The sequence below is a fragment of the Trichocoleus sp. DQ-A1 genome, assembly GCF_039961955.1.
Taxonomy (GTDB): Bacteria; Cyanobacteriota; Cyanobacteriia; order Cyanobacteriales; family FACHB-T130; genus FACHB-T130.
In genome coordinates, this window is sequence record NZ_JAMPKE010000003.1 from 116,053 (window position 1) to 141,202 (window position 25,150).

Sequence of the window (25,150 nt, forward strand, 5' to 3'; positions counted from 1 at the left end):
ATTCATCATTTGAAAAATCCCAAAAGACAAAACAAATTGATATTGACTTATCGGCGACTAGGAAGCTAAATATTGTCACAGAAACAGGCAACAGAGGCACAATTCATGGAACTGGCTACAACGCTAACCAGCCAGACCGTTCAGAATGCTGTTCGAGAGGTGGGCATCAATGGGAATCACTGGTATCCGGTGGGTTGGGCAGACCAACTGAAGCCCGGTGATATCATGCCTGTCGTCATTTGGCAGCAAGCGATCGCAATTTTTCGCGATACTCAAGGGAATCTCCATGCCTTAGAGGATGCTTGCCCTCACAAAGGCATCGCACTGCACAAGGGCACCGTCCAAGGGTGTAACTTGGCGTGTGCTTATCATGGCTGGGAATTTGACGGTGAAGGTCATTGTGTCAGCATTCCCTATCTTCCCGACACCCAAAAACTTCCCCGCGCCCAAGCCCGCAGTTATCCAGTGCAAGAAAAATATAATCTTATCTGGATCTTCCCTGGCGATCGCGCCCTTGCCACCACCTGTCAGCCACCGGATATCCCTGAATTTGATGAGCCAGATTGGTTAATGGTGCCCGTGAATGCCCACTTCCAAGCCCATTTTTCCATCTGTAATGAGAACACGATGGATGTTTTTCATGGTTTTCTGCACCAAAAATTGCAGGGTTGGTTCGATCCGGTGCTAACGAGTCTGCGGGAGACAGACGCGGCAGTCTGCGCCGAATACAATGTTTCCTACAAAGGTCGTATGGCTCAGTTTCTCGGATTGAGCGATCGCGCTGACCAAGTTACCACCTTGCCGATCTCAATTCAGTATCGCTACCCTCATTTTTATACCGTTCTCCAGGGAGTTTCCGCCCTATACTTGATGCGATTGCCCGTCGGCTTAACCGAGAGCCGCTCTTTTGCCTTCTTCTTTTTCAAAGTCCGCCTGCCCAAATGGGTACTCAACCCGCTCAAGCCTTTGTTACAAAACCTGCTGCCGCGCTTTGTGTTGTTGAAATTTCTCGCCCAAGATATCGAGATGATCGAAAGCGAGCAGCGAACCTACTTAGCCGATCCCCAGCGACGTTATGTAGAAATTAACCCAGCAATTATTGCTATCCAGCGGCTAATTGTCCGGCAATATGAGAAATTTGTGCAAGAATCTAGTCAATCGCAAAACAATCATCAGGGGAAGTCAGAAAAGTCTATTTCTCTCTCGTGAGGCGAACTGACTTGTCAGCGCTAGGCTAACGCGATCGCAAGAGAGCCATCTGAACTAACCCAAGAAAATTCAACTCGGATGAAGGCAATTTCAGCAGCGGCGTATCCTCTAGCCCTTTTTCAGTCCTACGGTCAAGTGAGCTGGAGCAATATATTTATAAACACTATTAGGTCTTCTTCCTTCGGGCGTTTCGTCAGACCTGGATAGCAGAAACCGAGTCTGGCAAATATTACTGTTGAGCCAGAGGCGATCGCCGATCTGGTAAAAGCTGAGAGGAGTCAACTTGTGCAAATTGTCAAAGAATATGTCCAGCATTGGTACGAGAGCGGACTTGACCCCGATGAATATATCTGTCATCAGAAGCAGGGGAATACCGTCGAGATTGAAGACACGGCGACGGGTGAGCGTCAAACCGTTCTCAGCTTCTGCACCAATGATGTCTTAGGGTTAGTTCACGAAGAAGCCGTTAAGCAAGGTGCCATTGATGCCATCTTGAAATACGGAACGTCAAACAGCTCCTGCTCCGTCTTGAGCGGTCGAATCGATCTGCATCGACAGCTAGAGGACGAGATTTCAGCCTTTAAGCATCTGCCCCATACCCAGCTATTTCTGAACGCTTGGATGGCGATGCAAGCCTTAATGGATGCCTTCTGCCACCTGGCAATTCCCGTGCCGGGATTTCAGAACACCCGCGAAACTTTAATTCTCACCGATGTCCTCAATCATGGCTGCATTGTCTCAGCCGTCGTCAATGCGGGGACTCGTTCTGGAAAAGTGTTTGGCAATAGCCCCCGCACCCGTGTAAAAGCTTACCGCCATTGTAATGTGGAGGATTTAGCGCGGAAACTCCATCGATATGCCCGACCTGGCGATCGCATTCTGGTTGTATCCGATGCCGTATTCTCAATGGATGGGGATATCGCGCCGCTGCTCGACATGATCGGTGTCCTGCAAAAATACGAGGGCAGCGTGCTGGTAATGGATGAAGCTCATGCCAGCGGTGCCATTGGAGCCACGGGAAGAGGGATCTACGAGCATTTTGGCATTTTGCCCAGTTATGCGATTGAGCGGGGCGTCGTGCCGCTGATTATGACGACTTTCTCTAAGTTTGCCGCCTCAGCCGGAGCCGCCATTAGCAGCCACGTCGCAGAGTTAAAACCTCTGTTGAATGTTTCTCCCACCTCAATTGGAACCATTTCTTTACCGCCCCCAACCACGGCTGCTGCCTTAGAAAGCATCCGTATCGTTCGCCAACAGCCAGAACGAGTCCAAAAGCTACAGGAAAATACCCGATACTTGCGATCGCGCTTAGCTGAAAATGATTTTGCCGCAATTGGCGAGACCAACGTTGTCCCAGTCATTTTACAGTCGGAGATTAATCCCAAGGTCTTTGGCAGACAACTTTTGCAAGAGCGCGGTCTTTGGGTCTCTCCGATTTGGTTTATTGCCAAACCCCGCCTCCGCATTACCGTCAACGCTCTCCACACTCACGAGGAAATGGATCGTTTGGTGGCAGGAATGGTAGCCGTTCGGGACTTATTGTATAAACCAACGATTAGTGCATAGCAATACCAGGCTTAAGCTGAGATTGCCCTATGACTAGCCGTTTGCTTAACCCCTTTTTTGGAGTGCGTGATGCGTGTACTGCTCCTCTATCCACAATTTCCCAAATCGTTCTGGTCTTTTGACAAAGCGCTAGAACTAATCGGACGGAAGGTATCGCTTCCTCCGCTGGGAATGATTACAGTCGCAGCGATTCTGCCCCAAACTTGGGAGTTCCGCTTAATAGACCGCAATGTTCGATGTGAGACTGAAGCAGACTGGGCTTGGGCAGACCTCGTCATCATCTCCGGGATGATTGTCCAGAAACCCGATATGCTACACCTGATCCGCGAAGCGAAGCAGCGCGGCAAATTGGTAGCGGTCGGTGGTCCCTACGTTACCTCAGTTCCAAATGCGGCACAGGAAGCCGGAGTAGACTTTCTGGTTTTAGACGAAGGCGAGATTACCCTGCCGCTCTTAGTCGAGGCTTTAGAACGGGGTGAAACCGAGGGGGTATTCCGTTCCAATGGCGAAAAGCCGGATGTCACGAACACACCCATTCCCAGATTCGACCTGCTGGATCTAACTGCCTACAACGATATGTCGGTGCAGTTTTCGCGGGGTTGCCCGTTCCAGTGCGAGTTCTGCGACATCATTGTTCTCTATGGGCGCAAGCCACGCACGAAAACCCCCGCGCAACTGCTCGCTGAGTTACAAGCTCTGTATGATTTAGGCTGGCGGCGCTCTATTTTTGTGGTTGATGACAACTTCATCGGCAACAAGCGCAACGTCAAGCTCTTGCTGCGCGAACTCGGTCCCTGGATGGCAGCTCGCGGCTACCCCTTCCGCCTTTCGACGGAAGCCTCGGTAGACTTAGCACAGGATGAGGAATTGCTGGATTTGATGGTCGCTGCCAACTTCAGTGCAGTGTTTTTGGGCATCGAAACACCGGACACAGAGAGTCTGGCTCTGACTCAAAAATTCCAAAATACGCGCAATTCCCTGATGGAATCGGTTCAGAAAATCAATCGGGCGGGTTTGCGCGTGATGGCTGGTTTCATCATTGGTTTTGATGGTGAAAAGGCTGGAGCAGGTCGTCGGATTATTGATTTTGTGGAAGCGACAGCAATTCCTCAAGCACTGTTCAGTATGCTTCAGGCTTTGCCCAATACAGCGCTGTGGCATCGACTTCAAAAAGAGGGTCGTTTGCTGGAGGGGAGTGAAGAGGCGAATATCCACCAGACAACGCTTACCAATTTTATCCCCAGTCGTCCTTTAGAAGAATTGGCTCGTGAATACGTCAGTTGCTTCTGGGAACTGTATGAACCAGCTCGCTATCTGGCACGAGTCCATCGACACTTCCTAGAAATGAAGCCGACTCCTCACAAGAAGAAGTTCCGAATGCCGGGATTCACAGATATCAAGGCATTATTTATTATTTGTTGGCGACAGGGGCTGAAGCGCAATACACGCTTCCAGTTTTGGCGTCAGATGTTCTCTATCATCCAGCACAATCCGGGTGTATTTGAGTCTTATTTAATTAATTGCGCCCATATTGAGCATTTCATCGAGTACCGTCAAATTGTGCGCGACGAAATCGAAGCTCAGCTTACCGAATATCTAGCGAACAAAGGAACAGAAACTCCTCAAGAAAAGGTTCTGGCAAGCTAAGTTATTTAATGAATTGACTTTATCAAGGAATTCGGAAAGCTAAATAAAAGTTGTTTCATTAGACACTTTTACAACTATAAAAATGGTGGGAGAGCAAACAACAAAGGTTAAAATTCAAGCGGTAACAACTCCGGAAGAAACCAAAATGTTTCTGGATGTTCCGGAGCGGGTTTATGCGAATGACCCTCACTGGGTAGCGCCAATTCGCAGCAGTATTGCTAAGCAGTTCACTCCTAGTAATCCGTTCCTTCAGTACGGGAAACTACAACAGTTTATTGCTATCTCTGAGGGAGCAAATAGTTCTCAGGCGGTAGGACGTATTGTTGCCGCAGTCAATCATCGGTTGATTGAACGAGAAGGGCAAAATGTTGGGTTATTCGGTTTTTTTGAGTGTGTCCAAGATTTTGCGATCGCGCAATCCTTATTTGAGACTGCCTGCAACTGGTTGCGGGAGCAAGGCATGACGGTTGTTCGGGGTCCAATCGACCTCTCAACTCACAATAATTGTTTATTTTTAGTAGACGGATTTGACTCGCCACCAATGGTGATGATGCCCTATAATCCGTCCTACTATCCAGAATTTATAGAGAAAGATGGCTGGCATAAAGCTAAGGATGCTTACGCCTATAATTTTTCTTTAGATAAACCCTTATCAGCAGAATTTGAGAAAGCTTATCGGATTGCTTGTAAATCAGGTGTTACCTTTCGTCCGTTAAGAACAAAAGGAGAAGGATTTGAGCAAGATTGCATCAGCCTTTATCATCTTTTTAACCGCGCTTTCGCTAATAACTGGAGTTCAACCCCGCGCAGCCAGGAAGAATTTTTAGAAGAAGCGAAAGAACTACAGACTTTAGTAGATCCGGATGTCTTTCCAATTGCCGAATATAACGGGGAAATGATTGGGTTTTGGATGGGATTACCCGACTACAATATCCCTCTAAAACACGTCAATGGAAAGTTAAATTGGCTGGGAATTCTTAAGTTCCTTTGGTATCGCCGTCAAATTGATCGAGGACGAGTAATTGCCATTTGTTCGCTGCCGGAATATCGCCGAAAAATGGTGCCTCTCGCCTTGATTTATTTGGGAATGCAAGGGGGAATTCAAAAAGGTAAACCCTATAAGCAAGCGGAACTTTCCTGGGTCTATGAAGATAATTTTCCCTCCCGCAAGCTAATTGAAGCAGCGGGGGGCAAGATTTATAAAACTTACCGCATTTACGAAAAAGCATTATGAAGGCGCTAGTTACTGGAGCCAGCGGATTTACAGGTTCTCACTTAGTGCAGGCTTTAGAGCAGCAGGGTGACTTTGTGGTGGGGCTAGTCCGAAAATCGAGCAATCTAGCGCGTCTTTCTAATTGCAACGTGCAGTTGGTTTACGGAGATATCACCGACCGGGATGCCCTACGAAGGGCAATGACTGGGGTAGATACAGTTTTTCACACGGCGGCTTATGTAGAACTGGGCATCGTTGATGAGGCAGAAATGGAGCGGGTAAATGTGGAAGGAACCCGTTCGGTTTTAGAAATTGCCCAAGCCGCTGGCGTCTCCAAAGTCGTCTATTGCAGCACCATTGGCGTGTTTGGCGATACGGGGGGCAAACTTGTAAATGAAACTTTTAAGCGGACACAGACTAACTTTTCCTCTGCCTACGATCGCACCAAATACCAAGCGCAAGAATGGGTGGATCGATTTGCGACGCAAGGGCTTCCGGTTGTGAGTCTTCTGCCTTCTGGGATTTTTGGGGCGGACGATCCCCATTTTGGCCCCGTGATGCAACAATTTCTCAAAGGACGGCTAAAGGTGTGGGCAGGAGGCGATCGCATTACTGGCATTGTCCATGTGGATGACTTAGCTGCGGCGATGATTCTAGCAGCAGCAAAAAGCCAACCTGGAGAACACTACATTATTTCTGCTGGTGAGCTGACTACCCGCGAAATGTTCGAGATCTTCAGTCAGGAAACCAATATTCCTGTCCCCGCCGAAGCTCCTAAGCCGGTCGTGAGATTTTTGGGAAATTTACTCGATCCAGTCGGACGCCTTTTCAAATGGCAGCCACCCCTCAGTCGGGAGCGCGTTCACTACATTTACGACCGCTGCGTCCGGGTAGATGCCACCAAAGCTTGTCAGGAACTCGGTTGGCATCCCCGCTCAGTATCACAAACCTTGAGTGAGATTGTCCGAACCATGCAAGCTGCATCGTGAATGTTGCCCGATTTACACTATTCTTTCTTGAGAACCCCATCTTCCAGATAAGCGACTCGGTCGGCAACATCGACAATCCGAGGATCGTGCGTCACCATCAGTACCGTGCAGCCGCCTTCCTTCGCTAACTGACGCAGTAACTCAATCACAGTATGCCCACTATGGGAGTCTAAGGCAGCGGTTGGCTCATCTGCCATAATCAATTGGGGATTGCCTGCTAAAGCCCGCGCGATCGCTACCCGCTGTTTTTGTCCGCCAGACAAATCACCCGGCTTCTGGTTCGCTTTATCCCCTAATCCCACCTGTTCCAACAAAACTTTTGCTTGCTGTCGGGCGACCCTATCCCAAATGCCTTTAACATTCAGCACGATTTCAATATTTTCAGATGCTGTCAGTGCCCCGAACAGGTTGAAACCCTGAAAAATAAAGCCGATATTGTGTAGTCGGAACCGTGCTAGCTTTGCCCTAGACATTCCTGTAATCTCGTCTCCGAGTAAGTACACCTTTCCAGCAGAGGGTGTCAGCAGCCCAGCTAAGATTGACAGCAGAGTGGTTTTTCCCGATCCAGACGGCCCCATCAAGAGTTGGATATCGCCCCTACAGATTTCTAAGTCAATCCCTTTAAGAACTTGATAAGACTGTTGCCCTGAAGGGAATGCCATCTCTACCCCTTTGGCAACAATCGCTCCCATTTGACGATTATTAAATTCTCTTGCGGTAGAATCATCCTGGATTCGGCTCTTTTTAAACACAGTAGAGTTAATTTGAGAAGCACTTATCCGTTTAAGTCTTTAGCCTAACTTTCGGTCAAACTTGCAGGTAATCGTCAATCTTTTCTTATGGTTTCACTGGCTCGGAAGCACTTGCTCGAAGACATTCCTCGTTTACTTGTGGCTCAGGCAGGGATTATGTTTGCCGTTAGCCTGGTAACAATTCAAACGGGTATCTTCAATGGCTTTAGTCGCTCCGCTGCTAAATTAATTGACAATTCCCAAGCCGATATTTGGGTGGCATCAAAGAGTATGGTGTACCTTGACTTGACGTTGCCCATCCCCCAAGCGCACGTCGTTCTGGCTCAAGAGGTGGCAGGCGTAGAGCGAGCTGAAGCACTCATTGCTAGGGGTTCCGTATGGCGTCATCCCTCAGGTGAGATTGCTCCAGTGAGAGTCATCGGATTTAACCCAAACGGACAATTGTTTGTACCAACAAATATCACCCAAGGAAGTGTGAGTGCCCTAAAAGAACCTTACACCGTAATGGTGGATGTAACGAACCTAGATGCCTTAAAGGTACGAAAGATCGGTGATGTCGCTGAAGTGGGTACTTTACCGGCACGGTTAGTTGGCTTTACCCAAAGAAATCGCTCAATTGCATCGAATGCTTATATGTTTACCTCCTTGGAGAGTGCCAACGCTTACTTAAGTTCCGGTCAGACTTCTAATTTGTCTTGTCGATTGCAATCAGGATCGAGGGGAATCCAATGTACCAACACTTATGAGAAGCTCGATCCCACTGCTACTTCTGTACCCAAACCGTTAGCCGCATCAGACCCCATCACTTATGTGTTGATTCAAGCCAAGCCGGGTCAGGATTTAGAGGCACTTAAGCAGAAGTTAGAAGCCACTTTACCAGATACCCGTGCGTACACTCACGCCGAAATGATTGAAATGACTCAGACTTACTGGCAAAAGCGAACTGGAATTGGGTTCCTTCTGGGTCTTGGTGCAGCGGTGGGTATCATTGTTGGGGCGATCGTTGTCGGTCAGATCCTCTACTCGTCAGTATCCGATCACATCAAGGAATTTGGCACTCTCAAAGCGATGGGCGCGTCCGATTGGGTTATCTACTGTGCAATCATCGAACAGGCGCTGTGGATGGCAATTCTAGGCTATATTCCCAGCATGGTTCTTTGCTTAGGAGTGGTAGCCTGGACATTTTCCAGTCAGGGAATCATTATTTTAATCACTCCGGCGACTGCGATCGCTGCCTTGGGAATCACGGTTGTCATGTGCGTCGGTTCTGCCATCTTTGCCATTCAAAAAGTCACTCGCGTTGATCCCGCGATCGTCTTCAAGGCGTAATTCCTAGAACCGTTAACCTGACCATAGCAGCTACGCCGTCTGTTGCCGTCCTCGCTTCGCACGCTTAATTAACGATAAAAATACGAAAATTGCAGTTGCCCATCTAACTCTTTGATCCGCTGTTTAGCCTTATAAAATTCTTGGCAGTAATATTCTCTTTTTTTAGGGTCGATAGAGGTGTCGGGGTTTTTCCATAAATCCAAAAAGCGGCGGGCGATGTTTTCACACATTACCCGTTCCATACAAGCGGCAGCTGATTTAATCAATTCAGGAGAAAGAATATCTTGCTGTGTATTCTCGTCGAGATGAAACAGTGGAGATACCTGAGCCAAATCGTCAGGAAATTCAATCAACAAGTTTTGTAGGGAAGATATCAGTTCTGGCGCTTCTATTCTAGATGCCTCAGAATGCCTTTGTATATCTAAAATTTTTAGCCATAAAAATCGGTAGTGGGGAAGGCTAAAGAACAAATCTCGTTCTTCTAACACATCAATAACTGCCTGCCGATATTCGGGGCAATGGACGTAAAAGCGCAGGAGTAAAGCTTCTGATCGTTCTAAAAGACTGCGTTCCGAAGAACCCGGTACAGATGACTGTTGGAGTTTATTATTGCTACCAGTACGGCGCGGCTGGAAACGTTTATTCTGATTAGGCTTGGTTTGCTTGAGAAGATTGTTAATTAGCAGCGGCACCTGTAGGGAATTATCTTGATTGAGGAGTTCTTCCCAGTGACGAACAACTTTATTGAGAAGATTATCTGATAGCAACCCTACCCGCCGAGAATCCCCCTGACTCAGGATTTCCGCACAGTGATTGATGTAATAAGTAATTTGATCGTCGTTGGTGAGGTTGTTGAGTAACTTCACCAACTCTCCCGTAACTTGCTGAAATTGATCTGCTTGTTTGAGGCTTTTTCCGACTAAGATTTGCTGAATCTGCCAATCAAGCCACAGCGGGGCATTGAGCAGCAGTTCCCGATAGGTTTGAGTGCCGCCTTTGCGGATAAATTCATCAGCATCTTTCCCATCTGGAAGGTTGAGAATTCGGAGATTAACTTGTCCTTGGTAAGCGAGATTGGCAATTTCTCCAATCGCTCGTTGAGTTGCTTTTGTCCCCGCGGCGTCGGCGTCGAAGTTAAAGATAATCTGCTTGGATTCGGTGTACCGCAGCAACAAGCGCACCTGTTCTATGCTGAGGGCGGTGCCAAGAGAAGCGACGACGTTAGAAATGCCTGCTGCATGGAGAGCGATCGCATCAAAATATCCCTCTACCACGACGGCTTGATCCTGCTTGCCAATCGCGTCGCGAGCTTTATCCAACGCAAATAAAGTTTTGCCTTTATGAAATAACTCAGTTTCGGGGGAGTTGAGATACTTGGGTTGCTCATCCCCCAAGGTTCTGCCACCAAAGGCAATGACGCGCCCTTGGCTGTCGTGGATCGGAATCATCAAGCGATCGCGGAATCGATCTACATAACCGCCGCCCGTCTTCCGAGGAACAATCAACCCCGCTTGTTCTACCAACTGCACCGGGTGGTGTTTCTGTTCCACCAAGTAGCGATAGAGGGTTTCCCAACCCGCTGGTGCATAGCCTAGATGAAATTGTTGGATGGTTTCTTCCGAGAGTTGCCGCTTCGAGCGTAAATACTCTAAAGCCACCTCTCCTTGAGCTTGCCGGAGGGCGTGCTGATAAAAGCTTGCAGTCACTGCCAAAATCTCATGCAGCTGCTCTCGCAGCGTAATTTGGCGCTGCAATTCCTGTCGCTGTTCTGGTTCCAGCATCTGCACCGGCACTTGGTAGCGCCGCGCCAAATCCAGCACGACTTCGCCCAGAGAACGCTTAGAATGTTCCTTCAGGAAGGTAATTACATTTCCCCCAGCTTGACAGCCAAAGCAGTAATACATCTGCTTGCTGGAACTGACGCTAAAACTAGGGCTTTTTTCCTCATGAAAAGGGCACAAACCCACAAAATCTTTGCCCTGTTTCCGCAATAGGACGTATTCCGAGATGACATCTACAATGTCAGCCCGTTGCTTTACTTCCTCAATCGTGTCTGGATGCAGCCGGGGAATTTGCACAGCTTAGTTTTTTGTATTGAGAGAACCAATTGTGATTGGTGTTTTTTTCTAAACAAAGACAAAGGGGTCTTCCTAGTAATGTTCTAAGCTGGTACTAAGATAACTCTTGGCACCCATTCATCTTGCTAAAACTGAATCGCTAATCATCATTGTATTGGGATTACACTCAGGGTCGCACGCTACCAAAATTCTCAATCAACCTAGCGATATAGAGGATAAACCGGGCAGTGCTTAACTTTTTTCCTAGACGCCAAAGCGCGATCGCCAAAGCTGCCGCTACATTGGAAGCTTATGGGGTTAAACCAGCAGTACGGCAGCATCTGACGGCATTTTTGCAGGAAAGCGACAGCCGAGAACTCTACCATGCTAACCCCCGCCGAATTGCCGAACGATTGCACTTAAGCGAACGGGAGGCGCTGCGAGTTTTAGTCACTGCTCTGAAAGAAGGCATCCTATCTCTCAACTGGGACATTCAATGTCCCATGTGTCGGGGCATCGACTTCAAGCCGAAAAGTCTGTACGATCTGCGGACAAACCATACCTGCCCACAGTGTCACACTGTCCACGCCACTGATGCTGATGAGCAGGTGCGGATTACGTTTAGTATTGATGAACGATTGCGCCGCTTGGGAAGGGACGCGGACGATCCGAATTTCCGCGCTAAAGTCGATGCTCAATATGGGGTAGTTTCCGGACACCAGATGCTGACGCTGCAAACTTTCCGCGACTTTTTTCCCCGCGAGACGATTCCGCCTAATGAGAGTTTGACGATCCGGCGGGTAGCAATTTTATTTTCGGATCTGGCTGGTTCGACAGCACTCTACGCAAGGCGAGGAGATTCGCGGGCTTATCATCTAGTACGCCGACACTTCGAGCTGCTGTTTCAGGTAGTAGATTCCCACAATGGTGTGTTTGTCAAGACCATTGGGGATGCGGTGATGGCAGCATTCACTGCGCCTGCTGATGCGACGAGAAGCGCGATCGCCATGCATCAGCAGATGGAAGCTTTGAATCAACAGTTGCAACTAACCGCAGAAGATCGGCTCATCCTCAAAATTGGCATTGATGTCGGCCCTTGTATTAGTGTCACCCTAAACGAGCGGCTTGACTACTTCGGCACGACGGTGAATACAGCAGCACGGGTGCAGGCGACAAGCCAAGGCAACGACATTGCTTTTACCGAAACTGTACTCATGGACGCAGACACTGCCAGTGCTGTCAAGGATTGCCCCCGGCTGGGTAACGCAATGAATCTTAAAGGATTGGATGCACCGATTCTGGTTTATCGGATTGAGTTAATGAAGGCAATTTGCAGCAAAGCAAGTGATGTCTGAACTTTTCTCTCTCCGAACTCAAAGGAGTAGCGGGAGCAATTTTTACATTGACATCGTCAATGTATTTTTCTTATAAATTTTATTTTTCTGTTAACTCGCTTTCCGGAAATATTATTATTTTTTTTAGCCTTGCATTCTTCGATAGCCATCTTTAAAAAAAACGGCTAAGATTTATTAGAGCAAAAGCAAAACAACTGATTTTTAACAGTTCCTCACGCTCTGGACGCGAATTTTTTGGACGATGAACATAAAGATTGCGATGCTTACAAAATTTTATAATTTTAGTTGCAAATTGTGATTATTTAACACTGATAGACCCAGTTGATGTAAGATATGGAACTTGCTAAGAAAGTCTCTGGAAAATCAGCAGCTTTAAACTGAAGATAATCACGGCGTACCAACAACTGAGTAGAAGTCCTCTGGGTTAACTTCCCTGAAGCCAACGGGTGAATCTAAGAAAACTTCCCTTCCTTTACTGAGTCTTCTAAACCTTGATAAATGCGTAATTATCCGGTGGGCAGATAGGTCACTCAGTATGTTATTCAGTTAAGTTTGAAGTAAAAAATTCATAACTCACGACGAAAACCATGAAAGCAGCTAATAGCCGTCAACCTTCCTCCGTTGCCTCCAAAATCCTCAAGTTGGTCGGAGTGATCCTAATTGTGTCCTCACTGGTTGACTATGCGGTTTTTCTAATTCCGCCAAATAGACCTAGTGGCGTGGACGATCCACAGTGGCGGCTGAACTTCCTACAGTGGCAACAGGGCGTGACAGGGCAGCTAATTGACAGAGGGGTGATTCCAATGGTAGGTCTGGCGCTGCTGTTCGCTGGATATTGGATTGACAATAACTCTGGAGTAGCTCGAAAAGGGTGGGAAGATATAGTAAGAATCGGAGCGTTGATACTCTCTGTTATTTTAGGTTTGAGCTTCCTGCTGCCAGTTCCCTTACTGAACATCAATAGCCTGCGTCTGCTGAACCAGGAAGCGCTCGCCCGAATTAACCAAAGAGCCACTCAAGTTGAAACTCAAATCGCCAGCCAGTCAGCCCAAGTTACCGCCTTGCTTGAAGATAGTAAGAAGCTTGCGGAACTAGATCAGGCGCTCAAGAGCGGTCAAGTTCAAGGGGAGCAACAGGCGAGATTGCAAGCACTCAAAGATCAACTACAAAAGTTAAAGCAAGACCCAAAAGCTTTGAACGCACAAGTCGATGCAGCTAAAACCCAAGTTCGAGGCGGCAAACTAGAAGCCCAAAAACAAGCTCAAGGCGAGTTATTGAAGACGAGTATCCGGAATGGTCTGAGCAGTTTACTCTTAGCGATTGGCTACCTTAGCATTGCGGCACTGGGGTTGACAGGTTCGGGAGGAAGCCGTCGGAAAGCTCAGGCGCGGTAAGAAATCGCGAGTTGTGAGGGGTTAGGGGTTCAGTTGCCGAAAAAGCTGTAGGCTTTCCCCTCGGCGAAGTGGTGGCGAAGCAGCTGCCTGTTGAGTAGGCTAGGATGAAGGCTGCGATTTCTCATCCTTCATCCGGCGAAGAAAGCATCCACGAACAGACTTCTACTCTTTGAAGTCACAACGCCCCAAGGAACCCAACGCGATTGGGATTTCCCTTTCTGAAGTGCATCCTAAAGCAGGGATTGGTTATTTCCTCTCACGAACGGCATCGCATGTTTTCAATTTACATCCTGACCTATAACGAAGAAATTGATATTGCCGCTTGTATTGAGTCGGCAATGTTATCGGATGATGTGATTGTGGTGGATTCGTACAGTAGCGATCGCACCCTCGAAATCGCCAGTCGCTACGATGTGCGCATTGTGAAGCATCGGTTTGAAAGTCACGGACGACAAAGAACCTGGATGCTTCAAGAAGTCCCCGCCAAACACGAATGGATTTATATCCTCGAAGCTGATGAGCGGATGACAAAAGAGCTGTTTCAGGAATGCCTGGAAGCAATTAAAACGACTGAATATATCGGCTACTATGCAGCAGAGCGCGTCATGTTCATGGGCAGTTGGATTCGCCGCAGCACCCAGTATCCCCGCTACCAGATGCGTCTGTTAAAACCGGGCAAAGTCTGGTTTAGCGACTACGGTCATACCGAACGGGAAGTTTGCGAAGGAGCTACCAGCTTCTTGAAAGAAACCTATCCCCACTACACCTGTAGTAAGGGATTGAGTCGCTGGATCGACAAGCACAACCGCTATTCTACAGACGAAGCCGTTGAAACCCTGCGTCAGTTAGACAAAGGAATTGTCAACTGGCGAGAATTATTCTTGGGTCGTTCGGAAGTAGAAAAACGCCGCGCCCTCAAAGATTTGTCTTTAAGGCTGCCCTTCCGTCCGCTCGTGCGCTTCGTATATATGTATTTCTTTCTGGGTGGCTTTCTGGACGGGCGAGGAGGATTTGCCTGGTGTACTTTGCAGGCATTCTATGAATATCTCATCTTACTCAAGGTCTGGGAGCTTAAGCATCTTCCCCAGTCCCCGCTGGATGACCCAAGTCAGCCAATTCCTCCAGACGATACGAATGTGGATGCGACGACAGTCAGTTCCTCTCCTCGATAAAGGTAACGGACTTGTAAATGCTAAAGTGTAAAGTGTGATACTAGATCCCTGGGGAGTTGCAACAATTCTTCACAAGTCTTACAAATAAAGATAGAAAAGAAACAATTCCAGAATCAAACCTACGCTGTTGCGGCAGGTAAGTCATGCATGAAGGAGCAGCAATCTTTTAGAGAATGCCCGGTTCCAATTTTGCAGGCGTGTCTTCTGGGGTTGATTGACGAACTTTTTCAGCCAACACTCACCGAGTGAGATTGGTATCCCGATATAAAGAAAGCACCGCCAGTTGTAAGGAGATTGGGCAATCTGTGATCCAACGCTTCAAGCAGGACTTAAAGAATGACCTGATTGCAGGTCTCCTGGTTGTCATTCCTTTGGCTACCACAATCTGGCTGACAATTACAATTGCCAGCTGGGTGATCAACTTTTTGACCCGCATTCCAAAGCAGGTAAATCCCTTCGATGGCCTGCATCCCATCCTGGTGAATGTCCTAAATCTGCTGGTGGGACTGGCAGTTCCATTGCTGTGTATTATGCTGATTGGCTTAATGGCACGCAATATTGCGGGACGGTGGCTTCTAGATTTTGGGGAGCGACTGTTGCAAGCGATTCCATTAGCCGGATCGGTTTATAAAACGCTCAAACAATTACTAGAAACGATTCTAAGGGATACAAACGGCAAGTTTCGCCGCGTCGTTTTGGTAGAGTATCCTCGTCGAGGAGTCTGGGCGATCGCTTTTGTTACAGGTGTGATGAGCAGCGAAATTCAATGTCAGATGACTCGTCCCATGCTCAGCGTTTTTATTCCAACCACGCCCAACCCAACCACTGGCTGGTATGCGGTTGTCCCGGAAGAAGAAGTGCTGAACCTCTCCATGTCGATTGAAGATGCCTTCAAGGTCGTGGTTTCAGGAGGAATTGTCAGTCCCAATCCCTTACCCTTAGTGCCGGTTCCGACTGGTAGCGATCGCCAACTAGAACCCCTGGTTTCTGAAGGAAGATGGCAGGTTTTACCTACAGAGGAAGATTAAAAAATCACGAGGGAATGAGTAATCGGTAATTGTTAGTAGTTATTAGTCCTTAGTCCTTGTTTCGTTACTACTGGCTAATGACCAATGACGAATGAGCTTTTGACCAACGACCGATTACCGATTACCCATTCCCGATTACCCATTAGAATTTGTCATGCAAAACCGCCAACCCCGCCGAATTGCCCGTGAATTAGCTCTCCTCAGCCTTAGCCAGCTTAGTGGGACTGTAGAACGACTGGCGACCCAGCAAATATCCAGCTTAGTCACTGCTGCCATCCGCGCCCTCAGCTCTGAAGTTCAAGAGACTTTAGAAGTTGCCGCAGCAGAAGTTCAACGCTCCAGCGAGCGCTTGCTCAGTAGCGAAACCCGCGCCTCGGATGTTCAGAGTGCAAAGGCGATGATCAACGAAGCCATTGAGCTAACTCAGGCAGCCATCAACCGTGTGGGAACTGCGCTAGAACTGCCAGAATTTATTCAACTGTCAAACCAGCAGGAAGTTCGCGCCTACGCCTTAGAAATTATTACCAAAGTCAACGCCAAGCGGGAAGAGATCGATCAACAGCTCGACGAAGCAATGGTGAATTGGCAGTTAAACCGCCTGCCTCGGATTGACCGAGATATCTTGCGGGTGGCAGTGGTAGAAATTATGTATATTGGCGTGCCAGACAGAGTTGCCGTCAATGAAGCGATAGAGTTAGCTAAACGGTACAGTGATGAAGAAGGGCATCGGTTTATTCAAGGCGTCCTGCGCCGAGTCACTGACCAGCTTAAGGCTCAATCGCCCACGACGTAGAAAAGTTCTCTATAGTTAGTAGCAGTAATAGCTCCTGAATTGCTGCTGAGTTTTGTAGGTGCAATGGTTTTTAATTGGTTCCGTCGTCAGTTTAGCGATAAAACAAGTGATTCCCAAGTTGAACGGGAAAAAACCGATGTAGAGACGCCAGATATTGCGTCTCTACAACCGGAAGCCGAAACCCAAACGTCAGAATCAACAACAGAGGCTCAGTCACAGCAGGTTGCTGAAGACCTGCTCAGCTACGCTAAGGCAGCCTACAAAAATATTCAGCAAAAACAGCAACAATCCCAGGTGGAAACGGCTCCAGCGGTAACTGAGTCACCCGCCACTTCGGCAGCGGAACCCAGCAAATTAGAGACTGTTGCAGAAACGGCAGAAGTAGAAACGACAGAAGTCAGCGTGGAGGCTGAAACGGCTCAATCAGTTGAAGCACCCGCGACAACGACGGTTGAAGCTGAGGCACCAGAAACTTCTGAAACTCCGACACTAGCGGAAGCATCCCCGGTAGAAACAGCCCAAGAAACAGAAGCAGAACCGACTCAAACGCCTGAACCTGTAGTCGAGGCAGAAGCACCGACAACAGATGAGTTTGGGGAGCCAGAAGTCGCGACAGCGATCGCCCAAACCGGGATTGATTTAGAAGCCGCCCCCCCAGAATTAGAGTCAGCGCAACCAGAGGTCAAGACAGCGATCGCCGAAACCGGCGTCGATTTAGAAGCTGTACCCTCAGAGGCATCACCAGAGCCAGCAGCGACTGAATCCCAGACAGATGAGACTGCCACTGCCCCGGTGCCTTTCTGGGCACGGGAAGACCGACAGGCGCGGCTAGAACGCCTCAAGGCAACAGCGATAGAGACGCAAGAACCAGACCCTGCCAGGGCACCCGTGCAGCCAGCAGCGGCAACCGTAGAGACTGGATCGATACCCGGACTTACCTTCGATGAGGGCTTCATGTGGTCAGCGCAAGTGCTGGCAGCTCAAGGGCGTCGGGTGGAGGATGTTTCAATTGAAGAAATTACTTGGCTGAAGCGACTGCGGCAAGGCTTGGATAAAACTCGTCGCAGCTTGATCAACCGGCTGAAGGCAATTGTCGGTCAAGGGCCGTTGAATCAAGACGCGGTGATGGAGATTGAGGCGCTGCTGTTGCAGGCAGATGCTGGCGTTGAGGCGACAGACTCTATCATCAATACGCTCCAAAAGAGGCTGCGAGATGAGGTGTTACCGCCAGAACAAGCGATCGCCTACCTCAAGCAAATCCTGCGCGACTTACTCGACCAACCCATTCAGGAATCCTACAGCCCCACCTTTGTCCCGACAAAAGACACCCTGAATATCTGGCTGATGACTGGGGTGAATGGTGCAGGTAAAACAACCACGATTGGTAAAATTTCCCATTTAGCCCAAAAATCCGGCTATAAGTGCTTAATTGGCGCTGCCGATACGTTCCGGGCTGCTGCGGTAGAACAGGTCAAGATTTGGGGACAGCGTAGTGGTGTTGAGGTAATTGCCAACCCAGGGCAGAATACCGATCCGGCTGCTGTTGTGTTTGACGCGATCGCAGCAGCCCAGGCACGGGGTACAGAATTACTCCTCATCGACACCGCAGGGCGTCTCCAGAACAAGAAAAATCTGATGGACGAACTGAGCAAAATCCGCCGCATTGTCGATAAAAAAGCTCCCGACGCCCAAGTAGAAGCCCTCCTGGTGCTTGATGCTACCCTCGGACAAAATGGCTTACGTCAAGCACAAGTCTTCTCAGAAGCCGCAAAACTCAGCGGCGTCGTCTTGACAAAACTAGATGGAACTGCGAAGGGAGGCGTGGCTCTAGCGGTAGTGCAACAGCTTGGCTTGCCCATCCGCTTCATCGGTGCAGGGGAAGGTATAGAAGATTTACGTCCCTTTTCTAGCTACGAATTTGTAGAAGCCCTGCTGAGTGGCTGATAGTCTGCTAACCTAATTTTTTAGCTTGAAAGACCCGTTTTCTTTAAGAAAACGGGTTTTTGATTTGTCAGCAAATTTGTGTATGAAAACCGATAGCCCCGAATATCTAGATAAACAGGTTTTTACCGACAGCCTAAAGATTCGCGAGTTACCACTTTCGTCTTTGAATTAACACCTGTTGCTCTGGCACACAGTTTTTTTACTTGGACACCATCTAAAATCGCATTAGAAAAATCGGCACCTGTGATGTCCGCATCGTTAAAGCGCGATCGCAACATCATCGCGTCTTCAAACACTGCATCAGTTAAATCTGCATTCGTGAAGTCAGCTAAATAGGCGATTCCATTGGTAAAGTCTGCTCCATGTAGATTCGCCTTGCTCAACACTGAACCATTAAACACCACACCCCGTAAGTCGGCATTGCTAAAGTTAATATTTTCCAGGTTGGCGTTGGAAAACTCAATTGCTTGTAAGTTTTGACCGGAGAAATCCTTACCCGTAAGTTCCCCTTGACTAGCTGAACGGGAAATGGAAGAAGAGCTAGCGGCGAGTGCTGAAGGGGAAAAACAGATAAGCACGAGTGCCAAAACCAATGCTGTTAGTCGGAGAAAATGCTTCATACTAGATCGATTTTTCACGAGCCGCTTGAAAAACTACAACGCTGTTTCGAGAACAGTCAAGTTCGCGATAATTAGATTAATCATGCCATGACTGGCTCAATGCTAGGTGATTGGATATTAGAGTTCCCGATCAGGCATTTTAAATTCGGATTTACTCAGCAAATGGCAGCGTTGCGGTTCAATTTCAAATTTTTGAACAAAAATTCAGATGAGGTGGACTTAACTTATGCCATTTTGGATGTTGGATTGACCGAAGCAATCTAGCAGGTATTTTTCGTGGTTAGAAATTATGCAAGTTCAAAGCCCAATGGTTTAAGGAGGTCGCGCCGCCGACAAAGGAAGGGGATTCATACCTGGTTCATTTCTTTGCTCTGTTTGGGGCTAGCGATCGCGTTCTCCATTTATTCTCCCCAGTTTAGAGCCAATTCCCCGCCTTCTGTAGCTTCCACTGAATTGCGGGGCGTTTGGTTGACCAATGTTGCGAGTTCCGTGCTATTTATGCCCTGGGGAGTCAACCGGGCGATGCACCAGCTATCTCAACTACATTTCAATACCGTCTACCCTGTAGTCTGGAATCGGGGACACACTTTTTACCCCAGCACTGTGGCAAGACGGAAGACGGGTCGCCCTCAAGACCAAGGGTTAGAGCTTCTGGGGCTGGGGCGAGATGTCCTCGCTGAGATAATCAAGCAGGGAAATCGACAGCAAATTCGAGTGATTCCTTGGTTTGAGTATGGGTTTATGGCTCCTGCGAGTTCAGAACTGGCGAAGCGCCACCCAGACTGGATCTCGCTTCGTCAAGACGGTACCAAGAATATCTTGCCGGAGATTTTGGAACAGGGCTTGCGCGACCCGGCAAAGCCAAATGTTCAGCCTGCTTCTCGAAAAGTAGAACAATTTATCCGCAACCAGTTTGCCAGGAAAGTCGTATGGCTTAACCCCCTGCATCCAGAAGTGCAGCAGTTTATCCTAAATCTGATGGTTGAAGTCGTCACTGAGTATGATGTAGCTGGCATTCAGATGGACGATCACTTTGGCTTGCCGGTTGAGTTTGGCTACGACCCTTTTACAGTCGAGCTTTATCGGCAAGAACACCAGGGTAAAAGCCCTCCCACCAACCCCAAAGATGCTGAGTGGATGAGCTGGAGAGCAAACAAGATTACTGATTTTATGCAGCGCCTCTTTCAGTCTATTAAGTCTGTCAAACCTGGCTGCTTGGTGTCTTTGTCTCCTAACCCCTACTCTTTTGCCTACAGATTCTATCTTCAAGATTGGCAGACTTGGGTACAACGGGGTTTGGTGGAGGAGTTGGTACTGCAAGTGTATCGAGATGACCTAAAAAGTTTTTTGGCTGAATTGTCGCAACCCTCTGTGCAGATGGCGCGTCGTCAGATTCCAGTGGGTGTCGGGATCTTATCAGGCTTAGTGAGTCGTCCGGTTGACATGAAGCAGATTCAGCAGCAAGTTCAGGCGGTGCGCGATCGCGGTTTTAGTGGGGTATCCTTCTTCTACTGGGAAAGCTTGTGGGGTTATATGTCTCCAGAGCCACCAAAGCGACGCCGAGAGGCATTCCGGGCACTTTTTCCTGCCAGCGCTACACGACCCCAGGTTTTGCCATCCGGTAATCGGTGATGAACAATTAGCAATTAGCCATCCGCAATTAGCAATGACCAATGACCAATCGCCGATTACCAATTACTACATTTTTTGGTTCCAGTGGGTATCTGTCACCCTCGTAGGATTTTTAGTCAGTTTGTTGTGGATTGAGGTGGGTGAAAGACCCGATATTGGCGTTGTAGAGGGTGCAATCGGCGGGGTTGCGGTTGGTTTGGCACAAGCGTTAGTTCTCAGACAACGAGTTGAGGTGGGCAAAGGGATGCCAAATGCGATCGCGGGTTGGTGGGTACTCACTAGCGTACTGAGTTGGGGCTTCATTGGCGGCAGTGGTATCGGAGCCATCGGCTGGGTGGCACCCAAAACCTTACTATTTGAAGCCAGGATAATCTTTGGAATCCTAAATGGGGCACTGGCAGGCGCTTTGCTGGGACTGCTGCAAGGGCTTGTCCTGTTTGAGCAGGCGCAAAAAGCTTGGATATGGATCTTGGTCAGTTCTGTCAGCTGGGCGATGGGGCTAGGAATGGGTTGGGCTGTTGGCGGACTATTGCGCGAAGCGACGCGCTTATTCGTTAGTGAGGTAGTCGGTTTAGCCGTGGCATGGCTTGTTGTCGCTGCCATTACAGGCGTTGCCCTAATTGGCTTGCTGCGCTTTAAACCTGGCTGAGTTTTCTAGAATCTGTATCCGTAGATTAAATAATTAAAAGCGGTTAACTTAACTTTTTTTGCTTTCTTTCGTTTCTCAAAAGTGCCTACTAAATGTTGGTAATCTAATACTAGGAAGAAAGTAGTTTTTATCAGCAACTACAGCAGGTTGCGACGTAATGAAGTACAACCTGCTGTGAATTTTCAACCTACACACGCGCTCTTTCAACTGGCACAGGCAATAATTTTGGCTCTCCTGAATTGAAACGTCAGTGTTGAGACACTTTTATAACAATTCAATTGAGTATAGGGTGTAAGATTGGCAATGCCAGCCCTACTCATAAAGCTGTGAGGTTTTCTCATGCTGGCGATCGCTCTTACTTTGGTAGTCCAAACCTAACTTTAGCCGAGGTTGTTGCTGGAAGTGTAATACCCTGGTTGCCGAGAGGGGGCGTATCCTTGAGTGACTATCCAAAGCTGAGTGCTTGGTGCGATCGCCTAATCGCACGAGAGACGTGGCAAGCGACTGAGGCTACACCAGAGCTAATGGAAGCGTTCAAGTCTCGCATGGCAGAGCGAATGGCACAGTAGAATGCAGTTTGAAAATTAAGGTAAACTGTTCAAAATCATCTCCTGCGATCGCCAAAAAGACAGAATGCGTGTTCTATTCATTTAAAGCTGGGGTTCCCAGAAACTCTCGCACTACCTTCAGGTAAGCTTCCGGTGCCTCTAGCATGGGGAAGTGAGCGGTATCGGGAATCTCAACATACTCGACTTTCTCACTTAATCCTGCTGCTTGTCGCCCCATTGCTGCGGGAATGATAATGTCGTATTCGCCAGCAACTAAAAGTGTTGGAACGGTAAGCTTGACGAACTCATTAGGCATCACTTCAGAAGCTTTTTCGCTAACTGAGGTAATCATGGTGCCTACAGCAGCTTGGTAATCTGCCATGAGAAAATCGTCTAAGAAAGCACGACTGATAGCACTAGGTAGAGGGCGATGCAAGAATCGCGCCATAAACATTCGGTCAACAAACGGAAGTTGATACAGCCAACGGGGACGGAATTTAACGACGTAACCGCCAAATTTATGAAAGGCTTTAAATGATTTTTCGTCGTATTCAAAAACGCCGCTACAGGTTAAGATTGCCTTGAATACTCGTTCTGGGTAGCTGTTTAGAAAAAAGACGCCGACAGATGCGCCCATAGAATGAGCATTGATGTATACGCGCTCCAGTTCTAAGGCATCTAATAAGCTTGCTAGGTCATCTGCGTATTCTTCCATTTCGTAAGTAAACTCTTCCGCTGTCGCAGGTTCGTCTGCTAGTGGAGACGAGATTTCTTCTGCTAAGGCGCTACCGTTCCCCACAGGCGAAAGTTTACGCGATCGCCCGAATCCTCGCATATCGTACAGCAAACAGTCAAACGTATCTGAAAGGCCTTTTGCAGGACTTTCCCAGTATCGAGAAGACCCCCCCCAGCCGTGTACGAAGACCATCACCGGCTTATTTTTACCTTCCTCGCTGGGTGTCTTAATCCACTCGTAATAATGGGCGATGCCGCGAACTTGAATATGAGCCATGTTGAAATTTTTGAGTTTTGAGTGATGCTTATTATGTAAAAAACCCGTCTTCGAGAAAGAAAACGGGTTTCTATATTATTTTCAGCTTTTTTGTCCCTAGGGCGAATACAAGCTTTAGGCAGATTCGGGCTTTGGCATCGAGGAGGGATGTACGATGAGTTCGGCAGTCGATCGCTTCTCGACCATTTCCCGCGTAATCATGCAGCGAGTCACATCCTTGCGGGACGGCAACTCGTACATCACATCCAACATCAGTTCTTCAACAATGCCTCGCAGCGCTCGTGCGCCTGTTTTCCGCCGATACGCTTCTTGCGCGATCGCTCGCAGCGCATCCGGCTTGAACTCCAGTTGCACGTTATCCATCTTCAGCAGCTTCTGATACTGCTTCGCCAAAGCATTCCGAGGCTCTGTCAGAATTGCCATTAGCGCCTCTTCATCCAGCGGATCGACGACCGCCACCACAGGCACCCGACCGATAAACTCTGGGATCATCCCAAACTTCACCAAGTCGTCCGGCTCCAGGTTCCTCACAATATCTGCTGTCCGCTTTTCTCGCGGTTGACCTTCGCCACCTTGGACAAAGCCTATTGACTTTTTACCAGTTCTCTGCTCTACTACTTTTTCCAGACCGACAAAAGCACCACCACAAATAAACATGATGTTGCTGGTGTCAATCTGGATGCAGTCCTGGTAGGGATGCTTGCGTCCACCCTGCGGCGGCACATTCGCAATCGTCCCTTCCAACATTTTCAGCAAAGCTTGCTGAACGCCCTCACCGGAAACATCTCGCGTAATTGAGGGGTTCTCGCTCTTTCGGGCAATCTTATCAATTTCATCTATGTAAATAATCCCCCGTTGGGCTTCCTCAACGTCGAGGTCTGCCACCTGTAGCAGTCGCAGTAGGATATTTTCTACATCCTCCCCCACATACCCCGCTTCTGTAAGCGTGGTAGCATCTGCTACTGCAAAGGGCACATCCAGAATACTCGCCAGCGTTTGCGCCAGCAGAGTTTTCCCGCATCCCGTCGGCCCAATCAGAAGAATGTTAGATTTTTGCAGCTCTACTTGATCTTCCTGCCCACCTTTGCCACTGCCTTTAGACTGGATAAAACTCAGGCGCTTGTAGTGGTTGTACACCGCTACAGAAAGCACTTTTTTGGCTTCATCCTGACCAATGACGTGTTCATCGAGATACTTTTTCAGTTCTCTCGGTTTGGGAATTTGACTTAAAGAAATATTCCCCGAACGGGTTCGACGCTTCTGGGGAGGTTCGGCGCGAGGTACTGGTTGGGGTGCGGGTGCCCCAGAGTCCAGCAACTCCTCATCTAAAATTTCATTACATAGGTCAACGCATTCATCACAGATGTAGACTCCCGGCCCTGCAATTAACTTGCGTACCTGTTCTTGGGACTTGCCGCAAAATGAGCATTTTAGATGGGAGTCGTACTTAGACATACTTGCCTCTTACCTGAGTGAAGTAACAGTTGCTTCCGAGTGGGGAAGGTTCTGTCTGGAGATGACCTGATCGATCAAACCGTAATCTTTTGCTTCAGCAGATGACATGAAGAAGTCGCGTTCGGTATCTGCCGAAATTTTATCAAACGGCTGACCAGTATTTTGAGCTAGTAGCTCGTTCAGCTTTTGCTTATGATAGAGAATTTCTCTTGCTTGAATTTCTATATCAACCGCTTGTCCCTGAGCGCCTCCCAGGGGCTGGTGAATCATAATCCTGGAACTGGGCAAAGCCATACGCTTACCCTGCGCTCCACCTGCTAGCAAAAACGCACCCATACTGGCTGCTAAACCATAGCATATGGTAGCAACATCAGGGCGTATTTGTTGCATCGTGTCATAGATCGCCATCCCAGCGGTCACTGACCCTCCGGGGGAGTTGATGTATAGCTGAATATCTTTTTCTGGGTCTTCGGCGTCTAAAAAGAGCATCTGAGCCACAATCGAGTCAGCCACATTATCATCAACCGGCGTCCCCAAGAAAACGATGCGCTCTCGCAATAGCCGCGAGTAGATATCAAACGCCCGTTCCCCCATTCCGGACTGTTCCACCACCATAGGGACGACGTTGCTGGGGAGTTGCGAGTAAATATTACTCTTCCTCAGGTTTGTGATTTCGTAATTCCGGGACAGAGATAAATCCATAACGAGCGAAACTTATATTTAAACGCTGCACTATCAGGTGAACTGGCGAGTGGCTTGTCACCACATACTTCCGTTATATCCGAA

Annotated in this window: 21 protein-coding genes; 15 read left to right on the forward strand and 6 right to left on the reverse strand. The window is 48.4% G+C overall.

Annotated elements, in window-relative coordinates; all coding sequences use genetic code 11:
• The first annotated feature begins 105 nt into the window (after positions 1–105).
• The 5 genes from NDI33_RS04905 to NDI33_RS04925 all read left to right on the forward strand — a co-directional run bounded on the left by NDI33_RS04905 (position 106) and on the right by NDI33_RS04925 (position 6,624).
• Positions 106–1,209, forward strand: coding sequence for an aromatic ring-hydroxylating dioxygenase subunit alpha (locus NDI33_RS04905; RefSeq protein WP_190676950.1), 1,104 nt, complete (start codon positions 106–108; stop codon positions 1,207–1,209).
• A gap of 285 nt (positions 1,210–1,494) precedes the next feature.
• Positions 1,495–2,775 carry an aminotransferase class I/II-fold pyridoxal phosphate-dependent enzyme gene (locus NDI33_RS04910; RefSeq protein ID WP_190676952.1) on the forward strand — a complete coding sequence of 427 codons (1,281 nt, stop codon included), beginning with the start codon at positions 1,495–1,497 and terminating at the stop codon, positions 2,773–2,775.
• Between the two features lie 69 nt (positions 2,776–2,844).
• Positions 2,845–4,422, forward strand: coding sequence for a B12-binding domain-containing radical SAM protein (locus NDI33_RS04915; RefSeq protein ID WP_190676954.1), 1,578 nt, complete (start codon positions 2,845–2,847; stop codon positions 4,420–4,422).
• A gap of 82 nt (positions 4,423–4,504) precedes the next feature.
• Positions 4,505–5,656: a hypothetical protein gene (locus NDI33_RS04920; RefSeq protein ID WP_190676956.1), complete on the forward strand. Its 1,152-nt coding sequence runs from the start codon at positions 4,505–4,507 to the stop codon at positions 5,654–5,656.
• Positions 5,653–6,624, forward strand: coding sequence for an NAD-dependent epimerase/dehydratase family protein (locus NDI33_RS04925; protein WP_190676958.1), 972 nt, complete (start codon positions 5,653–5,655; stop codon positions 6,622–6,624). Before NDI33_RS04920 ends, NDI33_RS04925 begins: the two co-directional genes overlap by 4 nt.
• Before the next feature lie 17 nt (positions 6,625–6,641).
• Here the strand turns inward: NDI33_RS04925 and NDI33_RS04930 are convergent, their stop codons facing one another.
• The gene (locus NDI33_RS04930; RefSeq protein ID WP_190677103.1) at positions 6,642–7,316 is read right to left on the reverse strand and encodes an ABC transporter ATP-binding protein; all 675 of its coding nucleotides are present in this window, start codon (positions 7,314–7,316) and stop codon (positions 6,642–6,644) included.
• 147 nt (positions 7,317–7,463) lie between these two features.
• Here NDI33_RS04930 and NDI33_RS04935 point away from each other — a divergent pair, with 147 nt between their 5' ends.
• Entirely contained in the window at positions 7,464–8,705 is a 1,242-nt protein-coding gene (locus tag NDI33_RS04935; protein ID WP_190676960.1) for an FtsX-like permease family protein, read from the forward strand.
• A gap of 68 nt (positions 8,706–8,773) precedes the next feature.
• Here NDI33_RS04935 and dnaG read toward each other — a convergent pair whose 3' ends face one another.
• Positions 8,774–10,783 (reverse strand): DNA primase, encoded by a 2,010-nt coding sequence (gene dnaG / locus NDI33_RS04940; protein WP_190528154.1) that lies wholly within the window; start codon positions 10,781–10,783, stop codon positions 8,774–8,776.
• 227 nt (positions 10,784–11,010) lie between these two features.
• On the opposite strand from dnaG, the gene NDI33_RS04945 reads away from it, so the two are divergent.
• The 6 genes from NDI33_RS04945 (at position 11,011) to ftsY (ending at position 18,448) form a co-directional block, all read left to right on the forward strand.
• Positions 11,011–12,117: an adenylate/guanylate cyclase domain-containing protein gene (locus NDI33_RS04945; RefSeq protein WP_190676962.1), complete on the forward strand. Its 1,107-nt coding sequence runs from the start codon at positions 11,011–11,013 to the stop codon at positions 12,115–12,117.
• A gap of 587 nt (positions 12,118–12,704) precedes the next feature.
• Entirely contained in the window at positions 12,705–13,511 is an 807-nt protein-coding gene (locus NDI33_RS04950) for an HpsJ family protein (RefSeq protein ID WP_206753522.1), read from the forward strand.
• Between the two features lie 272 nt (positions 13,512–13,783).
• Positions 13,784–14,683, forward strand: a complete 900-nt coding sequence (locus NDI33_RS04955; protein WP_190676964.1) for a glycosyltransferase family 2 protein — start codon at positions 13,784–13,786, stop codon at positions 14,681–14,683.
• A gap of 305 nt (positions 14,684–14,988) precedes the next feature.
• Positions 14,989–15,711: a DUF502 domain-containing protein gene (locus NDI33_RS04960; RefSeq protein WP_190414695.1), complete on the forward strand. Its 723-nt coding sequence runs from the start codon at positions 14,989–14,991 to the stop codon at positions 15,709–15,711.
• 154 nt (positions 15,712–15,865) lie between these two features.
• Positions 15,866–16,504: a transcription antitermination factor NusB gene (nusB, locus tag NDI33_RS04965; protein ID WP_190434112.1), complete on the forward strand. Its 639-nt coding sequence runs from the start codon at positions 15,866–15,868 to the stop codon at positions 16,502–16,504.
• A 63-nt stretch (positions 16,505–16,567) separates the two neighbouring features.
• Positions 16,568–18,448 (forward strand): signal recognition particle-docking protein FtsY, encoded by a 1,881-nt coding sequence (ftsY, locus tag NDI33_RS04970; protein WP_190676966.1) that lies wholly within the window; start codon positions 16,568–16,570, stop codon positions 18,446–18,448.
• Positions 18,449–18,570: 122 nt separating this feature from the next.
• Here ftsY and NDI33_RS04975 read toward each other — a convergent pair whose 3' ends face one another.
• Entirely contained in the window at positions 18,571–19,068 is a 498-nt protein-coding gene (locus NDI33_RS04975) for a pentapeptide repeat-containing protein (RefSeq protein ID WP_190536536.1), read from the reverse strand.
• Between the two features lie 276 nt (positions 19,069–19,344).
• On the opposite strand from NDI33_RS04975, the gene NDI33_RS04980 reads away from it, so the two are divergent.
• The 3 genes from NDI33_RS04980 (at position 19,345) to NDI33_RS04990 (ending at position 21,918) form a co-directional block, all read left to right on the forward strand.
• On the forward strand, positions 19,345–20,700 hold the full coding sequence (locus tag NDI33_RS04980) for a glycoside hydrolase family 10 protein (RefSeq protein ID WP_347275922.1): 1,356 nt from the start codon (positions 19,345–19,347) through the stop codon (positions 20,698–20,700).
• A 34-nt stretch (positions 20,701–20,734) separates the two neighbouring features.
• A complete protein-coding gene (locus NDI33_RS04985; RefSeq protein WP_190676968.1) occupies positions 20,735–21,349 on the forward strand; it encodes a hypothetical protein in 615 nt (204 codons plus the stop codon).
• 278 nt (positions 21,350–21,627) lie between these two features.
• Positions 21,628–21,918, forward strand: a complete 291-nt coding sequence (locus tag NDI33_RS04990) for a glutathione binding-like protein (RefSeq protein WP_199291947.1) — start codon at positions 21,628–21,630, stop codon at positions 21,916–21,918.
• A 73-nt stretch (positions 21,919–21,991) separates the two neighbouring features.
• Here NDI33_RS04990 and NDI33_RS04995 read toward each other — a convergent pair whose 3' ends face one another.
• The 3 genes from NDI33_RS04995 to clpP all read right to left on the reverse strand — a co-directional run bounded on the left by NDI33_RS04995 (position 21,992) and on the right by clpP (position 25,066).
• Positions 21,992–22,909 (reverse strand): alpha/beta hydrolase, encoded by a 918-nt coding sequence (locus NDI33_RS04995; RefSeq protein WP_190676970.1) that lies wholly within the window; start codon positions 22,907–22,909, stop codon positions 21,992–21,994.
• A 114-nt stretch (positions 22,910–23,023) separates the two neighbouring features.
• Complete coding sequence (clpX, locus tag NDI33_RS05000) at positions 23,024–24,364, reverse strand: ATP-dependent protease ATP-binding subunit ClpX (protein ID WP_190414672.1); 1,341 nt, start codon at positions 24,362–24,364, stop codon at positions 23,024–23,026.
• 9 nt (positions 24,365–24,373) lie between these two features.
• The gene (clpP, locus tag NDI33_RS05005; RefSeq protein ID WP_190414673.1) at positions 24,374–25,066 is read right to left on the reverse strand and encodes an ATP-dependent Clp endopeptidase proteolytic subunit ClpP; all 693 of its coding nucleotides are present in this window, start codon (positions 25,064–25,066) and stop codon (positions 24,374–24,376) included.
• Positions 25,067–25,150 lie beyond the last annotated feature (84 nt).